Below are 16,814 nucleotides of genomic sequence, written 5' to 3'. Positions count from 1 at the left end.
CGCACAGCGAAAGCCCAGACCGCACACTCGATTACAAAGGGCCTCAGAGCCCAGCGGCGCGAGTGACCCGCGCGAAGCGACTTCCCGCCGCGCACCCGTCGCGAACCACCGCGACGTCGTCGACGACATCGAAGTCGGCCAGTCGCTGCACCTCCACAGCATCTATCCCGTTGCGTTGCAACGCCTTCCACGTCAACTCGCCGGTGTCGGACTGCGACATCGGAACCGCCCGCAGGCATCCAGCAACGGTTGGTGTGCGCAGCCCGAGCAACCACCAGCCGCCGTCGAAGGCAAACCCGAGCAGCGCCGAAGGCCCGTCGAGCAATCGCTGTGCGCAATCGGCGAGTAGCTCGGCGCTCACCTGCGGGGTGTCCATACCGATCTGCAGCACGGGGTATCCGTAAGCCGCGGTGTCGGCGTGCGCGTTGGCCAACCGCTCGGCGAAGTCGTCGCCGCGTTGCCCGATCACGGTGAAGGAGTCAAGCCGCTGCCTGATCTGGCTACCCTCGGCGGCGCTGTCGAGGTCTCCGGTGAGCGCCACCACGCGCTTGGCCACCGGTGCGGCAGCCACCGCATCCAGGGTGTCGAGCAGTGCGGCCGCGGCAATGCCGGCAGCCACCTGATCGCCCACCGTGGCGGCCAGCCGGGTCTTGGCCCGGCCGGGCTCCGGCGCCTTGGCGACCACTAACACCGTGACTGGCAGCGCGTTCACGAGATCACTTTCCAGAAGTCGACGATCGCGGTGATGCTGCCCCGCAGCGAACCGCTCACCTTTGATTTGCCGCCGGTCCGGGGACCGTAGCTGACATCGAGTTCGACCACCCGCCAGCCCGCGGCCGCGGCACGCACCAGCAGTTCCAGCGGATATCCCGACCGCCGATCGGCGACGCCCAACTTCAGCAGGGCCGCTCGCCGCGCTACCCGCATCGGGGCGATGTCGTGCACCGGCAGGCCATGCCTGGTGCGCAGCCGCCAGCTCATCACCACCGTGCCCACCCGCGCGACCCAGGGCCAGTGCAGCCCGTGCACCGGTCGCCGCCGGCCGGTCACCAGGTCGGCGCCGCGCTCTAGTTCAGCCACCAGCCTGGGTAGATCACCGGCGTCCATCGAGCCGTCCGCGTCGATCACCGCCACGATGGGCGTGGTTGCGGCCACCACGCCGGCGTGTACCGCCGAGCCGTATCCTGGCCGCGGTTCGGCAACCACCTGCGCGCCATGGCGGGTGGCGACGGCCGCAGTGTCATCGGTGGAGTTGTTGTCCACCACCAGCGCTCGATAGCCGGCCGGAATCGCGGCCAGCACCGCCGGTAGCGACTCCTCCTCGTTGAGGCAGGGCAGTACCACCGTCACCGCGTCGTCGGCCATGGGAACCGACCTTAGGTGAAGCCGCCTCCGTGATCGGAATCCCCTGAATCAGTGGCCCGAGCCGGAGTGGCCGCCGCTGCTGCCACCGCTGCTGCCACCGCTGCTGCCACCGCCGCTGCCGGAGTGGCCGCCGCCGCTACCACCGCCGCTGCTGCCACCACTGCCTCCGCTACTCCCGCCGCTACCGCCGCTACTACCGCCACCTGTCGGCGGCTGCGGGGCCGGAGCCACGGTCTGCGGCGCCTGCGGCGCCACGGTCTGCTGCTGGGTCGGCGCAGGAGCCACGGTCTGCTGCTGGGTCGGCGCCGGGGCCACCGTCTGCTGGGTGGGCGCCTGGGTCGGTGCCTGGGTGGGCGCCTGCGTGGGTGCCTCGGTCGGCTCCGGCGCGACGGTAGTCGGAGCCACCGTCGTCGGCGCGACAGTGGTGGGCGCCACCGTCGTCGGGGCGACGGTGGTGGTCGGCGGCGCCACTGTGGTCGGTGGTGTGGTCGGCGGTGTGGTGGGCGGTGTGGTGGGCGGTGTGGTGGGCGGTGTGGTGGGCGGTGTCGTCGGCGGTGTGGTGGGCGGTGTCGTCGGCGGTGTGGTGGTGGGCGGTGACCAGGTCGGGTACGTCGGCATGCCCGGCTGCCAGCCCGGATACGGAACGATGATCGGGACCGGGATCGGCACCGGCGCGGGCACCACACCGGGAACCGGCGCCGGCGCAACGGGCACCTGCGCGGGCACCTGCCGCGGTACGGCGGCCTCAACCGGAGGAATGGTGCCGCCCTGGAAACCCGCGGTGGGCATATCGATCGGAGGCGGCGGCACCGGCGCCTGCTGCTGAGTCGGCAACAGCGGCATGAACTTGCCCGGCTGGGCGTTCTGATGTCCCTCAACCGGCTGCGACGCCGCGGTCGGCCGCACAGCGACCGCCACCGCGACGGCCAGCGAAGCAAACCCGATGACCGCGAACGCCACGACAGCGTTGCCGATCAGCAACGCCCGGCGATTCAGCCGCTCCGGACGATCCTCCTCCGGCTCGAACTCGTCGTCGTAGCCCTCGCCATATTCGTCGTAACCGTCCATATCGACGGGAAGGATGTCGTGCTCGCCGGACTGCGAGTAGGCCAGCTGGTCATCCTCTGCGCCGGGCTGGCCTGCATCGCCGGCGGAGGCATAGGGCGCGACCATCGTCGCGTCCCCGGGCACCGGCACGGCCATCGTCGCGTCGGCGCCTACGGCCGGCGCCGCCATCGTCGCATCGGGCGACAGCGCAGGCGCAGCCATCGTCGCGCTCGCCGCGCCGGCCATTGCAGCTCCCTGGGCCAGTGCGAATGTGGGGTCGTCGGGAACCTGCACGCTCATCGTGGAGGCGGCCCGAACCTGGTCGGCTATAGCTGTGGTGTGGTCGGAATCGGTGCCCAGCACGAAGACGTCGCCCGAGGCGCCCGCTTGGTCGCCGAGCCGGGCCACCATCGTGTCGAACATGCCGGTGGCCTCGGCGTCCGCGGTGGGCGCGGCCGCCAGCAGGGTGGGCGGCGCGTCATCGGAGCCCAGCATCGACAGGCTCGCCGTCTCGTCGCCGACCAGCAGCACCGCAGCGCCCGACCGCCCGGCGCCCAGCAATGCCGTCGCAGCCTGCGATTCGGACAGCACCTCGACGTTGAGGACACCGGAATCGGTGAGCGCCTGCTGCAGCCGGTAGGCCTGGTCCTGATCCGACCAGCACAGCCGGGTGGCGACGAGCCGGTGGTGGTCATCGTCCAGCAGCCGGTGCGTGCCCACCACGGTTTCGGTCAGCACAGCGACCGGATTGTCACCGACATCGACCGAGTACTGGTCGATGACGCCCTCACCGCGAGCGGCCGGCTCGAGCAGGGCCAGGCGCGCGACCTGACCCGTGACCGCCACCCCCAACACGACGTCCATTAACGGCTCTCCTTCGGCTGGCCACCCCGCAACCAGCAATGTCCCGGCATCATTAGACTTCGATACCGTCGGCAATATTCGTCATTCGGGCGACAAAGGCTCCCCTATGAGCGCAGCGTAACTGGATTCCCAACCAGCGGAAACAGTCACCGCGTGTTCATAACCTGCTCACAGCCACTGTCGCGTCGTCCGAATGGAGAATATGTTCGCAACCGAACAACGCAGCGGCCCCGGCAGGGGGTTCCCTCGCCGCAAGACCGAATCTGCGCCAGCAGTACCCGACCTTGAATCCTTGGGGGACACCGTGAGCCTGAGCAGCGACGAAACGCCTACCGGCCCCATCGCGGGCGCGCAGGCGCGGCAGGCACCCGCCGGTCCGGTACCCGAACCGATCCGAAAGCAGAACAGCATTCGCGATGCCACCGCCGGCGTGCTGCTGGTGCTGGCGCTGGCGTTCCCATGGAACCTGTATTTCGGTTTGCGCATACCCGGCAGCAACGTGGGGATCTGGGTGGTGCTGCTGGTGGTCACGCTGCTCTCGCTGGCGGCATTGGTCGTGACGCGGCTGCGCGCAGATCCGGCATCGGCCGGGCGGCTGCGGCTGTGGCTCAACATTCCGTATCAATTGCTGATCTGGGCGTTCATCGCTTACGACGCGTTCCAGACGATCCGGTCCGGTGGCACTGTCCATGTGCCCGGTGGCGTGGGGCCGGGTGCTTGGCTGGGTGTGGCCGGGTCGCTGTTGAGTGCGCAACCGGTGTTCGCTGCGCCGATCGCCGACGCTGACGATTACTCCCACCGCCGGCTGCGAAGCGCCCGGCTGATCGGCTACGCGTCGATGTTCGGTGCGGCGCTCAGCTCTGGCTTCAACCTGTGCTGGCGGGTGCGGTTCGCTCTGCAGGGCTCCGACAATTCGGTTGGTTTCGGCAAACAAAACATCGCTGTCCTGGTGACCGCGGTGGTGTACGGGGCGGTGGCACTGGCCGCGGTCCTGGTGGCGTCGCGCTGGATTATGCGCGGCGACAAGCCTTCCCGTCTCGCGGCGTTGGCGCTCGGAGCCTCGACCCTGGTTGCCGGGGTCATTGTGTGGCTACTTCCGATCGGCCGCGAGGTCGACGCCTTCCACGGCATCGCGCAGAACACGTCGACGGCCGGTGTGGGATACGAGGGGTATCTGGCGTGGGCGGCCGGTGCGGCGCTGTTCGCGCCGCTGACCCTGTTCAGCTCCGCGAATACCCGCTTCGATAAAGACGTTTGGCGCACGGCGATTCGAAAGGGATTGCTGCTCATCGTCATATGGGCGTTCAGCTCGGTGCTGATGCGGATCACCGATCTGCTGGTCGCGGTGGTGCTGGATTACCCGTTCTCGCGCTACGACAGCATGACATTGGCCGCGTTCGATCTGGCGACCGCAGTTTTGGCGCTGTGGCTCTACTTCAACCTGACCAATGAGGCACTGCGGCCCAGACTCGTCTCGTTGTTGTGCGGACTGTTGTTCAGCCTCACCATCTGTCGGGTCATCCTCGGGGTGATGTTGGCGCCGCGGTTCCAGGACAATCCGGGCGGATCCGCCAACCCGGTCTACGGAAACAATCTCGCCCAACAGATCACCAGCACCTTCGACGTCGTCCTGTGTGGGATGGCACTGTGCATCGTCGCCGCGGTCATCGTCGCCGGACGCATCCGCCGGCCCCGGCGCGCGCAGGGACCGCGGCACCCGCGCCGGCCCCGCCCGGGGCGTCCCGCTCCGGCTGGCGGCCAAATCCATTCCGGCGCAGCGCTTCCCTCCGAGGCGCAGACGACCAAGTTCGGTGCGCCCGTACCCTCGATGACGGCCACCGCCGTCGACGACGACGACCCGCCTACCACCGACCTGTCCAGGCCGGCCGCGTCACCGCGCATCTTCCGGCCCGGGGAATCCGCGCCCCCGTCCCGGCCGAAGATCTTCCGGCGCCCTTCCTAACGCCGGCTAGCGCAGCGGCGCGAACGCGAATTCGCGCAGGCCGTCCAGCGGTTCGACGGCCGCACGGAAGCCGAGCACCTCGGCGGCGCGTGCCGGGTCGGCGACGATGTGGCGCACGTCGCCGCTGCGGTACTGACCGGTGATTACCGGTACCAGTGAGTCGCCGCGGGCATCGCACAGCGCGGCGGCAACTTGCAGAATCGAAATCGGCCGCCCGGAGCAGACGTTGGCCGCGGTGAAGCCTTCTCGATCCGTAGTCATGGCGGCCAGGTTGGCGGCCGCGACATCGTCGACGTGGACGAAATCGCGCATCTGCGCTCCGTCTTCGAAAACCCTTGGCGGCTCACCCCTTTCGATCGACGAGCGGAAGATGGCCGCCACTCCGGAATACGGTGTGTCGCGCGGCATGCCGGGACCGTAGACGTTGTGGTAGCGCAGCGCGACCACCGAGCCGCCCGTCGCATCCGACCACGCCAGCGCGTAGTGCTCCTGCGCCGTCTTGCTGGCGGCATAGAGGCTTTGCGGCCGCAGTGCGGCATCCTCGTCGACCAGCCGCCAGGTGACCGGCTCCCCGCACGCCGGGCAGCGGTGCTCGAAGATCCCGGCGTCGAGATCGGCGCGCCGCCGCGGCAGCGGGTCGACCAATCCGTGTTCGGGGCAGGCGTAATGGCCCTGCCCGTATACCACCATCGATGACGCCAGCACCAGTCGGCGAACCCCGGCGGCGAACATCTGCGCGAGCAACACCGTCGTGGCGAAGTCGTTGTGGGCGCCGTACTGCGGCGCGTCAGCGGCATCTACCCCGGCCCCCACCATCGCGGCCTGATGACACACCGCGTCGACGCCGGCCAGCAGCGGGGCCAGGGCGTCGGCGTCGCGGACGTCGACGCGGTGACACCCCTCCGGCAGCAATGGGTTTGGGCCGTGCGCGGCGGGCAGCAACACGTCAACACCGATCACCTCGTGCCCCTCGGCCCGCAGCGCCGCAGCCACCCGCGACCCGATGAAGCCGGCCGCGCCGGTCAGCAGCACCCTCACGGCAGCTCGAAGGGCAGCGGGACACCGGCGTGGTGCCGACAATGGATACAGGTGCGGTCATCGGCGACCCGGCCGATCGCCGCTCTCACCACTTGCTTGAGCAACTCGATGTTCTCCCCGAATCCGGCGTACACATCCGCGGCTTTGACACCTTCGCCCGCAGCCACTCCAGCGTCCACATCTGTCACCAAAGCTATTGTGGCATAGCATAATTCGAGTTCGCGGGCGAGTATCGCCTCCGGGTAGCCGGTCATGTTGACCAGACTGAACCCGGCGCCGGCGTACCACTGACTTTCGGCGCGGGTGGAAAACCGCGGGCCCTGAATCACCACCATGGTGCCTCCGTCGACCACGTCGGGCAGGCCGGTGACCGCGGTGCGCAGCGTCGGGCAGTACGGGTCAGCGAAGCTGGCGTGCACCCCGCCGGTGTCGAAATAGGTGTCGGCCCGGCCCTGGGTCCGGTCGACCAGCTGGTCGGGCACCACGATGGCGCCCGGCCCCAGGCCGGGGTTCAGGCTGCCGACCGCGCACGGCGCGAAGACGCGCCGCACCCCGAGCGCGCGCAGCGCCCACATGTTGGCCCGATACGGCACGGTGTGTCCGGAGTAGCGGTGGTTAGTTCCGTGCCGGGGCAGGAACGCGACCTCGTGCCGATCCATGAAGCCGATCGTGATCGGCGCGCTCGGCTCGCCGTAGGGAGTGTCCGGGTTGACGGTCCGTTCGTCGGAGCCGAGGAACGTGTAGAAGCCGCTGCCGCCGATCACTCCGATCATGAGCCCATTGTTGTGCATAGGGCAGGATGCGTTGGTGGCCAGTTTCGCGCAGTGGATCGCCGGTGCCCGTCCACGAACGCTGCCGAACGCGGTGGCACCCGTCATCGCGGGCACTGGCGCGGCGGCCTGGCTGCACGCGGCCGTGTGGTGGAAGGCGCTGCTGGCGCTGCTTGTCGCGGTCGGGATGATCGTCGGCGTCAACTACGCCAACGATTACTCCGACGGCATCCGCGGCACCGATGACGATCGGGCCGGTCCGATGCGGTTGGTGGGTTCCCGGGTGGCGACCCCGCGGGCCGTGCTGATTGCGGCCCTGGTGAGCCTGTTCCTCGGTTCGCTGGCCGGGCTGGTGCTGGCATTGGTCAGTGCGCCGTGGCTGATCGCGGTCGGCATCGTCTGTGTCATTGGAGCCTGGCTGTACACCGGCGGGAGGAAACCCTATGGCTACGCGGGCTTCGGCGAGGTCGCGGTGTTCGTCTTCTTCGGCCTGATCGCGGTGCTCGGGACGCAGTTCACCCAGGCATTGCGGGTGGACTGGGTGGGCCTGGTCCTCGCGGTTGCGACCGGCGCGCTGTCGTCTGCGGTACTGGTGGCCAATAACCTGCGCGACATCCCGACCGACTCGCAATCCGGCAAGATCACGCTCGCGGTGCGCTTGGGCGACGCTCGAACGCGGGTGCTCTATCAGCTGCTGCTGGCCAGCGCGGGGATTTTGACTATCGTGCTGATGTTGGCAACGCCGTGGTGCGCCGTGGGGTTGCTAGCCACACCGTTGGCGCTGCGCGCCGCGGAACCCGTCCGGGCCCGCCGGGGCGGGCCGGAGCTGATCCCGGTGTTACGTGACACCGGGCTGACGATGGCGGTGTGGTCTATCGCGGTGGCTGCAGCACTGACGCTGGCCCCAGCGCTGGCCGCGTGACGTGTCGTCGCTGGGGGTGCACACTCGACGTGAATAGATAGGACGGGTATGACCAAGATCGCCACAACCAGTGGGGCCAAGAGCGTCGGACTGCTCAGTGTCGGGGCCTATCGCCCCGACCGTGTGGTCACCAACGACGAGATCTGCGAAAAGATCGATTCGTCGGATGAATGGATCTACAGCCGGACCGGGATCAAGACGCGCCGGTTCGCCGCCGACGAGGAATCCGCGGCTTCCATGGCGATCGAGGCGAGCCGCCAGGCGATTGCCCGCGCGGCACTCGATGCATCCGATATCGACGGTGTCATCGTCGCCACCAGCACCCACTTTCTGCAGACCCCGGCCTGCGCCCCGATCGTCGCCGCGGGGCTGGGCACCCAGGGTGTGCCCGCCTTCGACATCTCCGCCGGATGCGCCGGCTTCGGGTACGCGGTGGGGGTCGCCGCCGACATGATCCGCGGCGGCAGCGCCCGCACCATACTGGTGATCGGCACCGAGAAACTGTCTCCCACGGTCGACATGTACGACCGCAGCAACTGCTTCATCTTCGCCGACGGCGCGGCCGCGGTCGTAGTCGGAGAAACACCGGTTCAGGGCATTGGACCGGCGGTGTGGGGCAGCGACGGCGAACAGGCCACCGCCATCCGCCAGGACATCGACTGGATCACCCACGCCGAGAACCCGGACGGCCCCCGCCCGTTCCTGCGGATGGAGGGCACCGCCGTCTTCCGCTGGGCAGCATTCGAGATGGGCAAGGTCGGGCAGCAGGCCTTGGATGCGGCCGGCGTCCAGCCCGACGACATCGACGTATTCATTCCCCATCAGGCCAATAGCCGCATCAACGAACTGCTGACCAAGAACCTTCAGCTGCGGCCGGACGCCATCATCGCCAACGACATCGAGCACACCGGCAACACGTCGGCGGCCTCCATTCCGCTGGCCATGGACGAGCTGCTGGCGACCGGCGCGGCCAAGGCCGGCGATCTGGCGCTGCTGATCGGCTACGGCGCCGGCCTGACCTATGCGGCGCAGGTCGTGCGGATGCCGCCGGGCTAAGACTCGTCCGGGCCCGCGCCGGGCTCACCTTGCAGCCGTGCCCGCAGCTGGTCACGTTCGCGGCGCCGGCGCTGACCGGCGACGGCCAGTGCCGTTGTCGCGCGCCGGCGCAGCGGGGTGAACACCCAGATGCCCAATGGCATCGCGATGATCAAAGCAAAAAGCAGTGCCACCACGAGCGGGAATTCGGTCACGCCGACCAGGTGGGCCACCCCATAGATGACTGCAGTGAGCACGGCCACCAAGAGCAACCGGGCCACCGCGTAGAGCAGCACGTCCACCAGGCCGCGGGTCCCAGTGGTCTTGTCGCTAGGTGCTTCTGACACAGGCTGAGCCTACGGCGCGGGTATATTCACCTAAAGGAGGTGTCGAGTGCTTTACCTGCTCGTCGTCCTTGTTCTGGGGACGCTGATCTACATTGGCTGGCGCGCGGCGCGGGCTCAAACGAGCCGGCCGAAAACGCGCGTTATCGGACCCGATGACGATCCAGACTTCCTGCGTCGACTGGGCCACGGCGATAAGCCCCGGTAAAAACCGCGCCTGAATCGCTAGACGAAGTTCGGGTTGGACCGCCGCTGGTCCCCGGGAAAGCTGTCGGCCACCATCGCCGCCAACTCGGTGAGCGCTTCGCGCGTCTCACGCTTCAGCCGGTCCAGGGAGATCTCCGCACCTTCTTCCAGATGCGGGTCGAACGGCACCAGGAGTACCCCTCGGCAACGCCGGGAGAAGTGATCGACCACCTTGCTCATGTCGACCTTGCCGGAGCCTGGCCGCACCCCGTTGATCACCGCGATCGAGTTGCGTACCAGCTCTTCGTGGCCATGTGCCTCCAGCCAGTCCAATGTCGCCGATGCGCTGACGGCGCCGTCAATGGATCCGGAGCTGACCACGATCAGCACGTCGGACTTGGCCAAGATCGCTGACATCGCAGAATGCAGCAGCCCAGTGCCGCAGTCGGTGAGCACCAGGCCGTAGTACTTCTCCAGGATGTCCAGGGTGCGGGTGTAGTCGTCGGCGCTGAACTCGTCCGACACGGCCGGGTCACTGTCGGAGGCCAGCACCTCCAGCCCACTGATGCCCTGCGAGGTGTAGGCGCGGACGTCGCTGTAGCGTTCGATGCTTTCGGCGTCGCGCAGCAGGTGGCGCACCGTGGCCGGCGTCTCCAATGGCACCTTCTGGCTCAGCGTGCCGCGATCGGGATTGGCGTCGACGGCGATTACCCGGTCGCCGCGCACCGAGGCGAAAGTGGACCCCAGCGTGGCGGTGATGGTCGTCTTGCCCACACCGCCCTTCAGCGACAACAGCGCGATCCGGTAGCAACCGCGCAGCGGCCGGTTCACCTGCGCGACCATGTTGTTGTAGCGGGTGGCGCGGGGCCCCTCCCCCACGTTGATCAGCTGACCGGACGCCACGTAAAGCAACCGGCGCCAGCCTTCCGACGGTGGCGGTTTGACCGGCCGCAGCAGCATCCTGCTGGACAACTCCGGGTAGGGCGTGTGCGGCAACGGCTCGGGCCGGTATTGGGGCCGCTCAGCCGGTCTGTCGTCGGCGTAGTAGGCGCCGTACGCGGTCGGGTCCACCCGCGGAATGCCGGTCAAGGGTCCGGTGTCCGGCGCGGGGTCCCAGTGCGCCAACTCGGCCGGCGGGGCCGCCTCGGCCGTGCGCCGCTCGGTGCGGAAGCCGGCGAAGGCGTGCGTCGGAGCCTCCGCGCCGGCTTCGGTGGGTGGATCGCTCTGCTGAGGCGCCCCCACGCCCGCTGTTGGGTGCTCTGACACGCGACTTTCCCCCTGTCGGAAATAGCTGTCGGATTCCTAAGCTTCCTTGTTCAGCCCACGCCCGCGTAGGAGTGCAGGCCCACGGTCACCAGGTTAACGAAGAACAGATTGAAGACCATTGCCACGAAGCCGGCGACGTTGATCCACGCCGCCTTTCTGTCCCGCCAACCTGCCGTTGACCGCGCATGTAGGTAGGCCGCGTATACCACCCACGCAACAAACGAAACCGTCTCTTTGGGATCCCAGCCCCAGTACCGTCCCCAGGCTTCCTCGGCCCAGATGGCACCGAAAATCACCCCGAACCCGAACACCGGGAAGGCGAAGATGGTGGTTCGGTAGGCGATCCGGTCCAAAGTCTGGGCGTCGGGGAAGCGCTGCACCATCCGGGCCAGCGTGCCCTCGGCATCTGGTTCGCCCAGCCGGGACGTGCGCAGCAGAAACAGAATGCTGGAAATGCCGGCGACCAGGAAAACCCCCGACCCCAGGCTGACCACCGACACGTGGATGGGCAGCCAGTAGGACTGCAGGGCGGGCATCACCGGCGCGGCATTGGCGTACAGCCAGCGCCCGGACACGGTGAGCAGGATCAGCACCGGCAGCAGCAGGAAGACCCACAGCGGACGGTACTGCGGGCGACGTAGTACGACCGCTCCGGCGATGAGCCCGGACATGCAGGTCAAGTTGATGAATTCGTACATGTTGCCCCACGGCACCCGCATGGTGGCCAGCCCGCGCAGCACTATGCAGGCCAGCAGCAGGCCGATACCCAGGTAGAGAACCGCCAGCCCGGCCCGCCCGACACGTTCGTCGAACGGCCGCTGCGGGTCGTCCACCACGATCCCGGGTTTGGAGCTGTCGGTGCTCACCGAGCCTGCCGCCACCAGTTCCCGCTCGGTGACCTGGCGGCTGCGCACGTAGGCCAGCTCGAAGGCCAGCAGCAGTAGCGCGACGACCAGCGCGACCACGGCCGAGGTGAATGCCCAGTCGGAGTATCGGGCAAGGCCGATATTGATGTGTGTGGTGTTCATCTGACGTCCTGTGGGCTCCTTCTCGGCGCCTGTGTTGCTTCGGCAAGCCCGGCCAATAGTCGCTCGGTCAGCCGCTCGAACTCGTCGCCCCATCCGGAATTGTCGGTGCGCGCCAGACCGCCCAGCTCGACGCTTACCGTACCTGGAGCTTGGGGCATGGGCGCTAGCCGAACCCATACGCGACGGCGGCGCACCAGCAGCGATACCAGCAGTCCGGCCATCATCGTGATGGCGAAGACCAGCACCCAGATCTGGCCGGGGTCGTGGGAGACCTGCAGGTTGACGAAGGGCACGGCGCCATCGAAGCGGATGACGGTGCCGGCCCCGGGCCCCTGGTCGATCCGCACCTGCTCACCCACGCGCAGGTTGACCCGCTTCTCCTTGGTCAGCCGGCCCTGCTCGATGAGCCGGTGGTCCAGGGTGAACAGCGACTGCGGCCGTCCGGTGTCCAGACCGGTGTCGCCGCGGTAGATGTCGACGGCCACCGCCGGCGCGTCCAGCGCCGGGAAGCGCGACGACAACAGGGTGCCGTCGAGCTGCTCGGTCGGGGCCAGCAGGCCCTGGATCGCGATCTGGTGTTTGCGACGCTCCTCGGCGCTGGGATAGCTGCCGGCCGGCGGATCGATGCGCAGCACGCCCGAGGAGAGCAGGGTCTGCGGGTTGTCGGGTCGCCATTGCACGGTGGAGGTGCGGGTTTGCCCGTCCGGGAAGGTCACGGTGAAGGTGGGTGCGTAGCCATGACCCTGCAGGTAAACCCGGTCGCCGCCGATCCGCAACGGGTGGTTGACCTCTAGCCGGTAGGGCCGCCAGGTGTTGGCGGCGAGGTCTTTACCGGCCTGATAGTCGATGTCGGCGGCGAACGAGGTGGCCTGTCCCGAGGCCAGGTAGTGCGCCTGAAAGTCGTTGACCTTGATGCAAATTGGGTGCAGGGAGGTGCCGTCGACGGTGTTGCCGGCCCGGAACGAGTCGAACGCAGCAGGTGACGCCGAGCAGAATCCGGGGCCGCCGTCGGCGATCACGATCACATTGCCCTCGTAGCCGAACAGTTTGCCGGCAGCCACCGCGACCAGCAGTCCCAGCAGCGAGAAGTGGAACACGATATTGCCGAATTCGCGCAGGTAGCCCTTCTCCGCGGCGACTTCCACGGTTTCGGGGGCGGTTTCGTCGTGGTGCCGGATGGCGGTGCGCCAGCCGCGCAACCGTCGGGCGATCTTGTTAGCCACCGCGTTGAGCTCTGCCGACTCGGCCGCCAGCTGCGCGCTGGTGTGCTTGGGCAGCCGGGCCAGATTGCGTGGGGCGGCCACCGGCTTGGCCCGCAGGCTGCGGGCGTGCTCGATCATCCGCGGGGTCAGGCACCCGACCAGCGATACGAACAGCAGCACGTAGATGGCGGTGAACCAGAAGCTGGAGAACACGTCGAAGGCCTGCAGCTCGTTGAGCCAGGGGCCGACCGTGGGATGGGCTTTCAGGTATTCGTCGACCTTGCCGGCGTTGAGGCTGCGCTGCGGCAGCAGTGCGCCGGGTATCGCGCCGAGCGCCAGTAGGAACAGCAGCACCAGCGCGGTGCCCATCGACGTCAGCGACCGCCAGGTATTGCGCGCCTTCTGCGCGAGCAGACGCAGCATCAGATCGGCAGCCTCACGTCGGAGACGAACGCGTCGCGCAGCCAGGAGACGAAGTCATTCCACACCCCGGTGACCAGCGCCACGCCCACGACGATCAGCAAAGTACCGCCGAAGACCTGGATCGCCCGGGTATGCCGTCGCAGCCAGGCCAGACCCGTCACCGCACCCGCCGAACCGAACGCCAGCGCGATGAACGGGATTCCCAGCCCCAGGCAGTAGGCGACCACCAGCACGATTCCGCGTGCCACGTTGGCACCTTCGGTGGCCGAGGCCACGGTGATCACCCCGGTCAGCGTCGGGCCCAGGCACGGCGTCCAGCCCAGCGCGAACACCGCACCCAACAGCGGCGCCCCCGCAACCGTCGTCAATTGCCGTGGGCTGAACCGGACCTGACGTTGCAACGCCGGCACAAGGCCGACGAACACCAGGCCCATGGCGATGGTCAGCACTCCCCCAATCCGCTGCAATAGCACCTGGTTGGTGATCAACGTGGTGGTCATGCCCAGAACGACCACGGTGCCCAGGACGAACACCGCGGTGAACCCGGCCACGAACAGCACCGCCGATCCGGCGACCCGCCATCGCGCGGCCGGCGGGGCTTTAACGGCGCCCGAGTGCTCCTCGTCCCCAACCACTCCCACGATGGAGGCCAGATACGACAGGTAGCCCGGCACCAGCGGCACCACGCAGGGCGAGGCGAACGACACCATCCCGGCCAGCAGGCACACCCCGATCGCCGCCAGCAATGGTCCCGCGGCTGCGATCTGGGCGAAGCCCGTCATTGCCGTCCCTGCGGCGTCGGTGCCGCGCCCGAACCCTCTGCGGCCACCCGCTGCACAACCGGCTGTAGATCCTCGGCCAGCAACTCACGCAGAAATATCGCCGCGACCCGGTGCTGGCGGTCGAGCACCAGCGTGGACGGAATGACGGTGGTCGGATACTTGCCGCCGAACGCGATCAGTGTGCGCATGGCCGGGTCATAGATCGACGGGAACGTGACATGGCGGTCGTTGACGAAGTCCTGGGCCGCGTCGCGGCTGTTGTCGCGGACGTCGATTCCCAGAAACGAGACCCCGGAATCACGGGTGGCGTCATACACCCGCTGCAGCTGGGTGATTTCGGCACGGCACGGCCCGCACCACTGCCCCCACACATTGATGACGACAACCCGGCCAGCAAAGTCGTCCAGCGACACCGTGCGCGCCGGGTCGGTCAGGCTCGGCCCGGAGAGGGGGCCGGGGTGGCCGCGGCTGGCCGGTGGATCGTAGAAGATGTCGGTCTTACCGCCGGGCGAGACGAACTCGAAGGTGCCACCTTGGGCCACGGCGTCGCGCCCGGAGCAGCCCGCGAGCAACCCTGCCAGCAGTACCGCCGCGATCAGGAGTCGGCGCATGGCTAAGGCGCCGGCTGCGAATAGACCACGTCGATCAGGCGGTCGCCGTCGTACACCAACGAGGTCACCGAGGCCAGGCCGCACTCACGCCGGCGCGGGTCGTGCCAGAGCCGCTTGCCGGTCAGGTGCAGCCGCAGCGTCCACACCGGCAGCTGGTGGCTGACGCACACCACCTCGTGGCCGGCGGCCCGGGCCCGTGCCTTTTCCACTGCGGTCACCATCCGCTCCGCGATCTGGCTGTAGGGCTCGCCCCAGGACGGGGTGAACGGGTTGCGCAGCTGCCACCACACCCGTGGGTCGCGCCAGGCGCCGTCGCCGGGGCTGACGCGCCGGCCTTCGAAGAAGTTGGCCGATTCGATCAGGTAGGGGTCGGTGTCGACCGGCAGGTTGTGCCGGGCGGCGATGGGCGCAGCGGTCTCCTGGGCCCGCTGCAGCGGCGAGGCGATGACGGCGACGATGTCGCGGTCGGCCAGGAAGTCGCCGACGGCCGCCGCCTGTGCCTGACCGGCGTCCGACAAGCGGAAGCCCGACAGTCGCCCGTACAGGATGCCGGTGGGGTTGTGCACCTCGCCGTGGCGCACCACGTGGACGCGGGTTTCTTCGGCCATCAGGGTTTTTCCTCCCGGGCTGCGGCTGCGGCTGCAGCAGGTAACGCCGCTGCGATCCGCTCGAACGCGCTGTCGTCCAGTGCCGCCGAGACGAACCATGCTTCGAAGGCGCTGCACGGCGGGTACACACCCGCATCCAGCAAAGCGTGAAAGAACGCTGGGTAGCGCCAGGTTTCGCTGGCACGCGCGGCCGCGAAATCGGCGACGGGGGCTTCGGCGAAGAACACGCTGAGCATATTGCCGGCGCGCGGAACCTGGTGCGGCACACCGGCACTCGTGAGCGCCTCGGCGAACAGAGCGGCCAGCCGGTCGGCGTTGGCGTCCAAAGCGGAGTACACCGCGTCGTCTGCGGCGCGCAGTGTCGCCAGCCCGGCGGCCATGGCCACCGGATTGCCCGACAGCGTGCCGGCTTGATACACCGGCCCCAGCGGCGCCAGCCGTTCCATCACCTCGGCCCGTCCGCCGAATGCAGCCGCCGGCAGGCCACCACTCATCACCTTGCCGAAGGTGAACAGATCCGCGGCCACGGGATCGATTCCATACCAACCACTTCGGCTGACCCGAAAGCCCGTCATCACCTCGTCGACGATCAGGAGCGACCCGTGCTCGGCGGTGATGGCGCGCAGCGCCGCGTTGTAGCCGGGCGCGGGCGGGACGACTCCCATATTGCCGGGGCTGGCCTCGGTGATCACCGCGGCGATCTGCTCGCCGAACCTGTCGAAAGTCAGCAGCACGGCATCAATGTCGTTGTAGGGCAACACGATTGTGTCGGCGGCGACGGCACCGGTGACGCCGGGCGAGGACGGCAGCCCCAGCGTGGCCACGCCCGAACCGGCATCGGCGAGCAGCGCGTCCACATGCCCGTGGTAGCAGCCGGAGAACTTGACGATCTTGGGCCGGCCGGTGAACCCGCGGGCCAGCCGTATCGCGCTCATGGTGGCCTCGGTGCCGGAGTTCACCAGCCGGATTCGCTCCACGGGCGCCACCCGGCTGACGATCTCGGCGGCCAGTTCGGTCTCGGCCGGAGTCGGCGCGCCGAATGACAGGCCGTTGGCGGCGGCCTTGGCGACGGCATCGACGACGGCCGGGTGCGCGTGGCCCAGGATCATCGGGCCCCAGGAGCAGACCAGGTCCACGTAGCGGTTGCCGTCGGCATCGGTGAGCCGGCAGCCCTGCGCTTCGGTAATGAAGCGCGGGATGCCGCCGACGGCCGAAAATGCCCGCACCGGGGAGTTCACCCCGCCGGGAATGACCGTGCAGGCGTCCTCGAACAGCTTCGCCGAGACCCGCACGGCGCCCGCCTGGTCAGTACTACCCATGCCGACCAGTGTCCCAGCCGCTGCGGCCTCTTCAACTACAG

At 68.4% G+C, this 16,814-nt stretch carries 17 protein-coding genes; 4 read left to right on the top strand and 13 right to left on the bottom strand.

From position 1 onward, the window contains the following. Nucleotides 1-43: 43 nt before the first annotated feature. From AWC27_RS07730 to AWC27_RS07720, 3 genes are read right to left on the bottom strand one after another with little or no spacing between them, the layout of a single operon-like run. The gene (locus AWC27_RS07730) at nt 44-712 is read right to left on the bottom strand and encodes a TIGR04282 family arsenosugar biosynthesis glycosyltransferase (RefSeq protein ID WP_085669938.1); all 669 of its coding nucleotides are present in this window, start codon (nt 710-712) and stop codon (nt 44-46) included. Next, entirely contained in the window at nt 709-1,365 is a 657-nt protein-coding gene (locus AWC27_RS07725; RefSeq protein ID WP_085669937.1) for a glycosyltransferase family 2 protein, read from the bottom strand. The genes AWC27_RS07730 and AWC27_RS07725 overlap by 4 nt, the downstream gene beginning before the upstream one ends. A 48-nt stretch (nt 1,366-1,413) precedes the next feature. Further along, complete coding sequence (locus AWC27_RS07720) at nt 1,414-3,276, bottom strand: DUF7159 family protein (protein WP_085669936.1); 1,863 nt, start codon at nt 3,274-3,276, stop codon at nt 1,414-1,416. 340 nt (nt 3,277-3,616) lie between these two features. Here AWC27_RS07720 and AWC27_RS07715 point away from each other — a divergent pair, with 340 nt between their 5' ends. Further along, nucleotides 3,617-5,239: a DUF7937 domain-containing protein gene (locus tag AWC27_RS07715; RefSeq protein WP_139836840.1), complete on the top strand. Its 1,623-nt coding sequence runs from the start codon at nt 3,617-3,619 to the stop codon at nt 5,237-5,239. 6 nt (nt 5,240-5,245) lie between these two features. Here the strand turns inward: AWC27_RS07715 and AWC27_RS07710 are convergent, their stop codons facing one another. After that, a complete protein-coding gene (locus AWC27_RS07710; protein WP_085669935.1) occupies nt 5,246-6,277 on the bottom strand; it encodes an NAD-dependent epimerase/dehydratase family protein in 1,032 nt (343 codons plus the stop codon). Beyond that, nucleotides 6,274-7,050 (bottom strand): S-methyl-5'-thioadenosine phosphorylase, encoded by a 777-nt coding sequence (locus AWC27_RS07705; protein ID WP_245846922.1) that lies wholly within the window; start codon nt 7,048-7,050, stop codon nt 6,274-6,276. The genes AWC27_RS07710 and AWC27_RS07705 overlap by 4 nt, the downstream gene beginning before the upstream one ends. 34 nt (nt 7,051-7,084) lie before the next feature. Here AWC27_RS07705 and AWC27_RS07700 point away from each other — a divergent pair, with 34 nt between their 5' ends. Both AWC27_RS07700 and AWC27_RS07695 read left to right on the top strand, forming a co-directional pair. Beyond that, nucleotides 7,085-7,969: a 1,4-dihydroxy-2-naphthoate polyprenyltransferase gene (locus AWC27_RS07700; protein WP_085669933.1), complete on the top strand. Its 885-nt coding sequence runs from the start codon at nt 7,085-7,087 to the stop codon at nt 7,967-7,969. A gap of 48 nt (nt 7,970-8,017) precedes the next feature. Next, nucleotides 8,018-9,025 carry a beta-ketoacyl-ACP synthase III gene (locus AWC27_RS07695; protein WP_085669932.1) on the top strand — a complete coding sequence of 336 codons (1,008 nt, stop codon included), beginning with the start codon at nt 8,018-8,020 and terminating at the stop codon, nt 9,023-9,025. Here AWC27_RS07695 and AWC27_RS07690 read toward each other — a convergent pair. After that, nucleotides 9,022-9,351, bottom strand: a complete 330-nt coding sequence (locus AWC27_RS07690; RefSeq protein ID WP_085669931.1) for a DUF4229 domain-containing protein — start codon at nt 9,349-9,351, stop codon at nt 9,022-9,024. The two genes, AWC27_RS07695 and AWC27_RS07690, sit on opposite strands and share 4 nt — an antisense overlap. A 46-nt stretch (nt 9,352-9,397) precedes the next feature. On the opposite strand from AWC27_RS07690, the gene AWC27_RS29965 reads away from it, so the two are divergent. After that, nucleotides 9,398-9,556: a hypothetical protein gene (locus AWC27_RS29965; RefSeq protein WP_139836827.1), complete on the top strand. Its 159-nt coding sequence runs from the start codon at nt 9,398-9,400 to the stop codon at nt 9,554-9,556. A 17-nt stretch (nt 9,557-9,573) separates the two neighbouring features. On the opposite strand, the gene AWC27_RS07685 is transcribed toward AWC27_RS29965, so the two are convergent. The 7 genes from AWC27_RS07685 to hemL are packed head-to-tail and all read right to left on the bottom strand — an operon-like array spanning nt 9,574 to nt 16,773. Next, complete coding sequence (locus tag AWC27_RS07685; protein WP_085669930.1) at nt 9,574-10,800, bottom strand: MinD/ParA family ATP-binding protein; 1,227 nt, start codon at nt 10,798-10,800, stop codon at nt 9,574-9,576. A 50-nt stretch (nt 10,801-10,850) separates the two neighbouring features. Continuing rightward, entirely contained in the window at nt 10,851-11,828 is a 978-nt protein-coding gene (ccsB, locus tag AWC27_RS07680) for a c-type cytochrome biogenesis protein CcsB (protein WP_085669929.1), read from the bottom strand. Further along, complete coding sequence (resB, locus tag AWC27_RS07675) at nt 11,825-13,453, bottom strand: cytochrome c biogenesis protein ResB (protein ID WP_211281587.1); 1,629 nt, start codon at nt 13,451-13,453, stop codon at nt 11,825-11,827. Before resB ends, ccsB begins: the two co-directional genes overlap by 4 nt. Continuing rightward, entirely contained in the window at nt 13,453-14,235 is a 783-nt protein-coding gene (locus tag AWC27_RS07670; protein ID WP_085669928.1) for a cytochrome c biogenesis CcdA family protein, read from the bottom strand. Before AWC27_RS07670 ends, resB begins: the two co-directional genes overlap by 1 nt. Next, on the bottom strand, nt 14,232-14,846 hold the full coding sequence (locus AWC27_RS07665) for a TlpA disulfide reductase family protein (RefSeq protein WP_085669927.1): 615 nt from the start codon (nt 14,844-14,846) through the stop codon (nt 14,232-14,234). The genes AWC27_RS07670 and AWC27_RS07665 overlap by 4 nt, the downstream gene beginning before the upstream one ends. Nucleotides 14,847-14,848: 2 nt before the next feature. After that, the gene (locus AWC27_RS07660; protein ID WP_085669926.1) at nt 14,849-15,454 is read right to left on the bottom strand and encodes a histidine phosphatase family protein; all 606 of its coding nucleotides are present in this window, start codon (nt 15,452-15,454) and stop codon (nt 14,849-14,851) included. Continuing rightward, nucleotides 15,454-16,773 carry a glutamate-1-semialdehyde 2,1-aminomutase gene (hemL, locus tag AWC27_RS07655; protein ID WP_085669925.1) on the bottom strand — a complete coding sequence of 440 codons (1,320 nt, stop codon included), beginning with the start codon at nt 16,771-16,773 and terminating at the stop codon, nt 15,454-15,456. Before hemL ends, AWC27_RS07660 begins: the two co-directional genes overlap by 1 nt. Between the last annotated feature and the right edge of the window lie 41 nt (nt 16,774-16,814).

Origin of the sequence: Mycobacterium szulgai (assembly GCF_002116635.1) — a bacterium.
Classification (GTDB): Bacteria; Actinomycetota; Actinomycetes; order Mycobacteriales; family Mycobacteriaceae; genus Mycobacterium; species Mycobacterium szulgai.
This window is presented reverse-complemented; position numbering and strand designations above follow the sequence as displayed.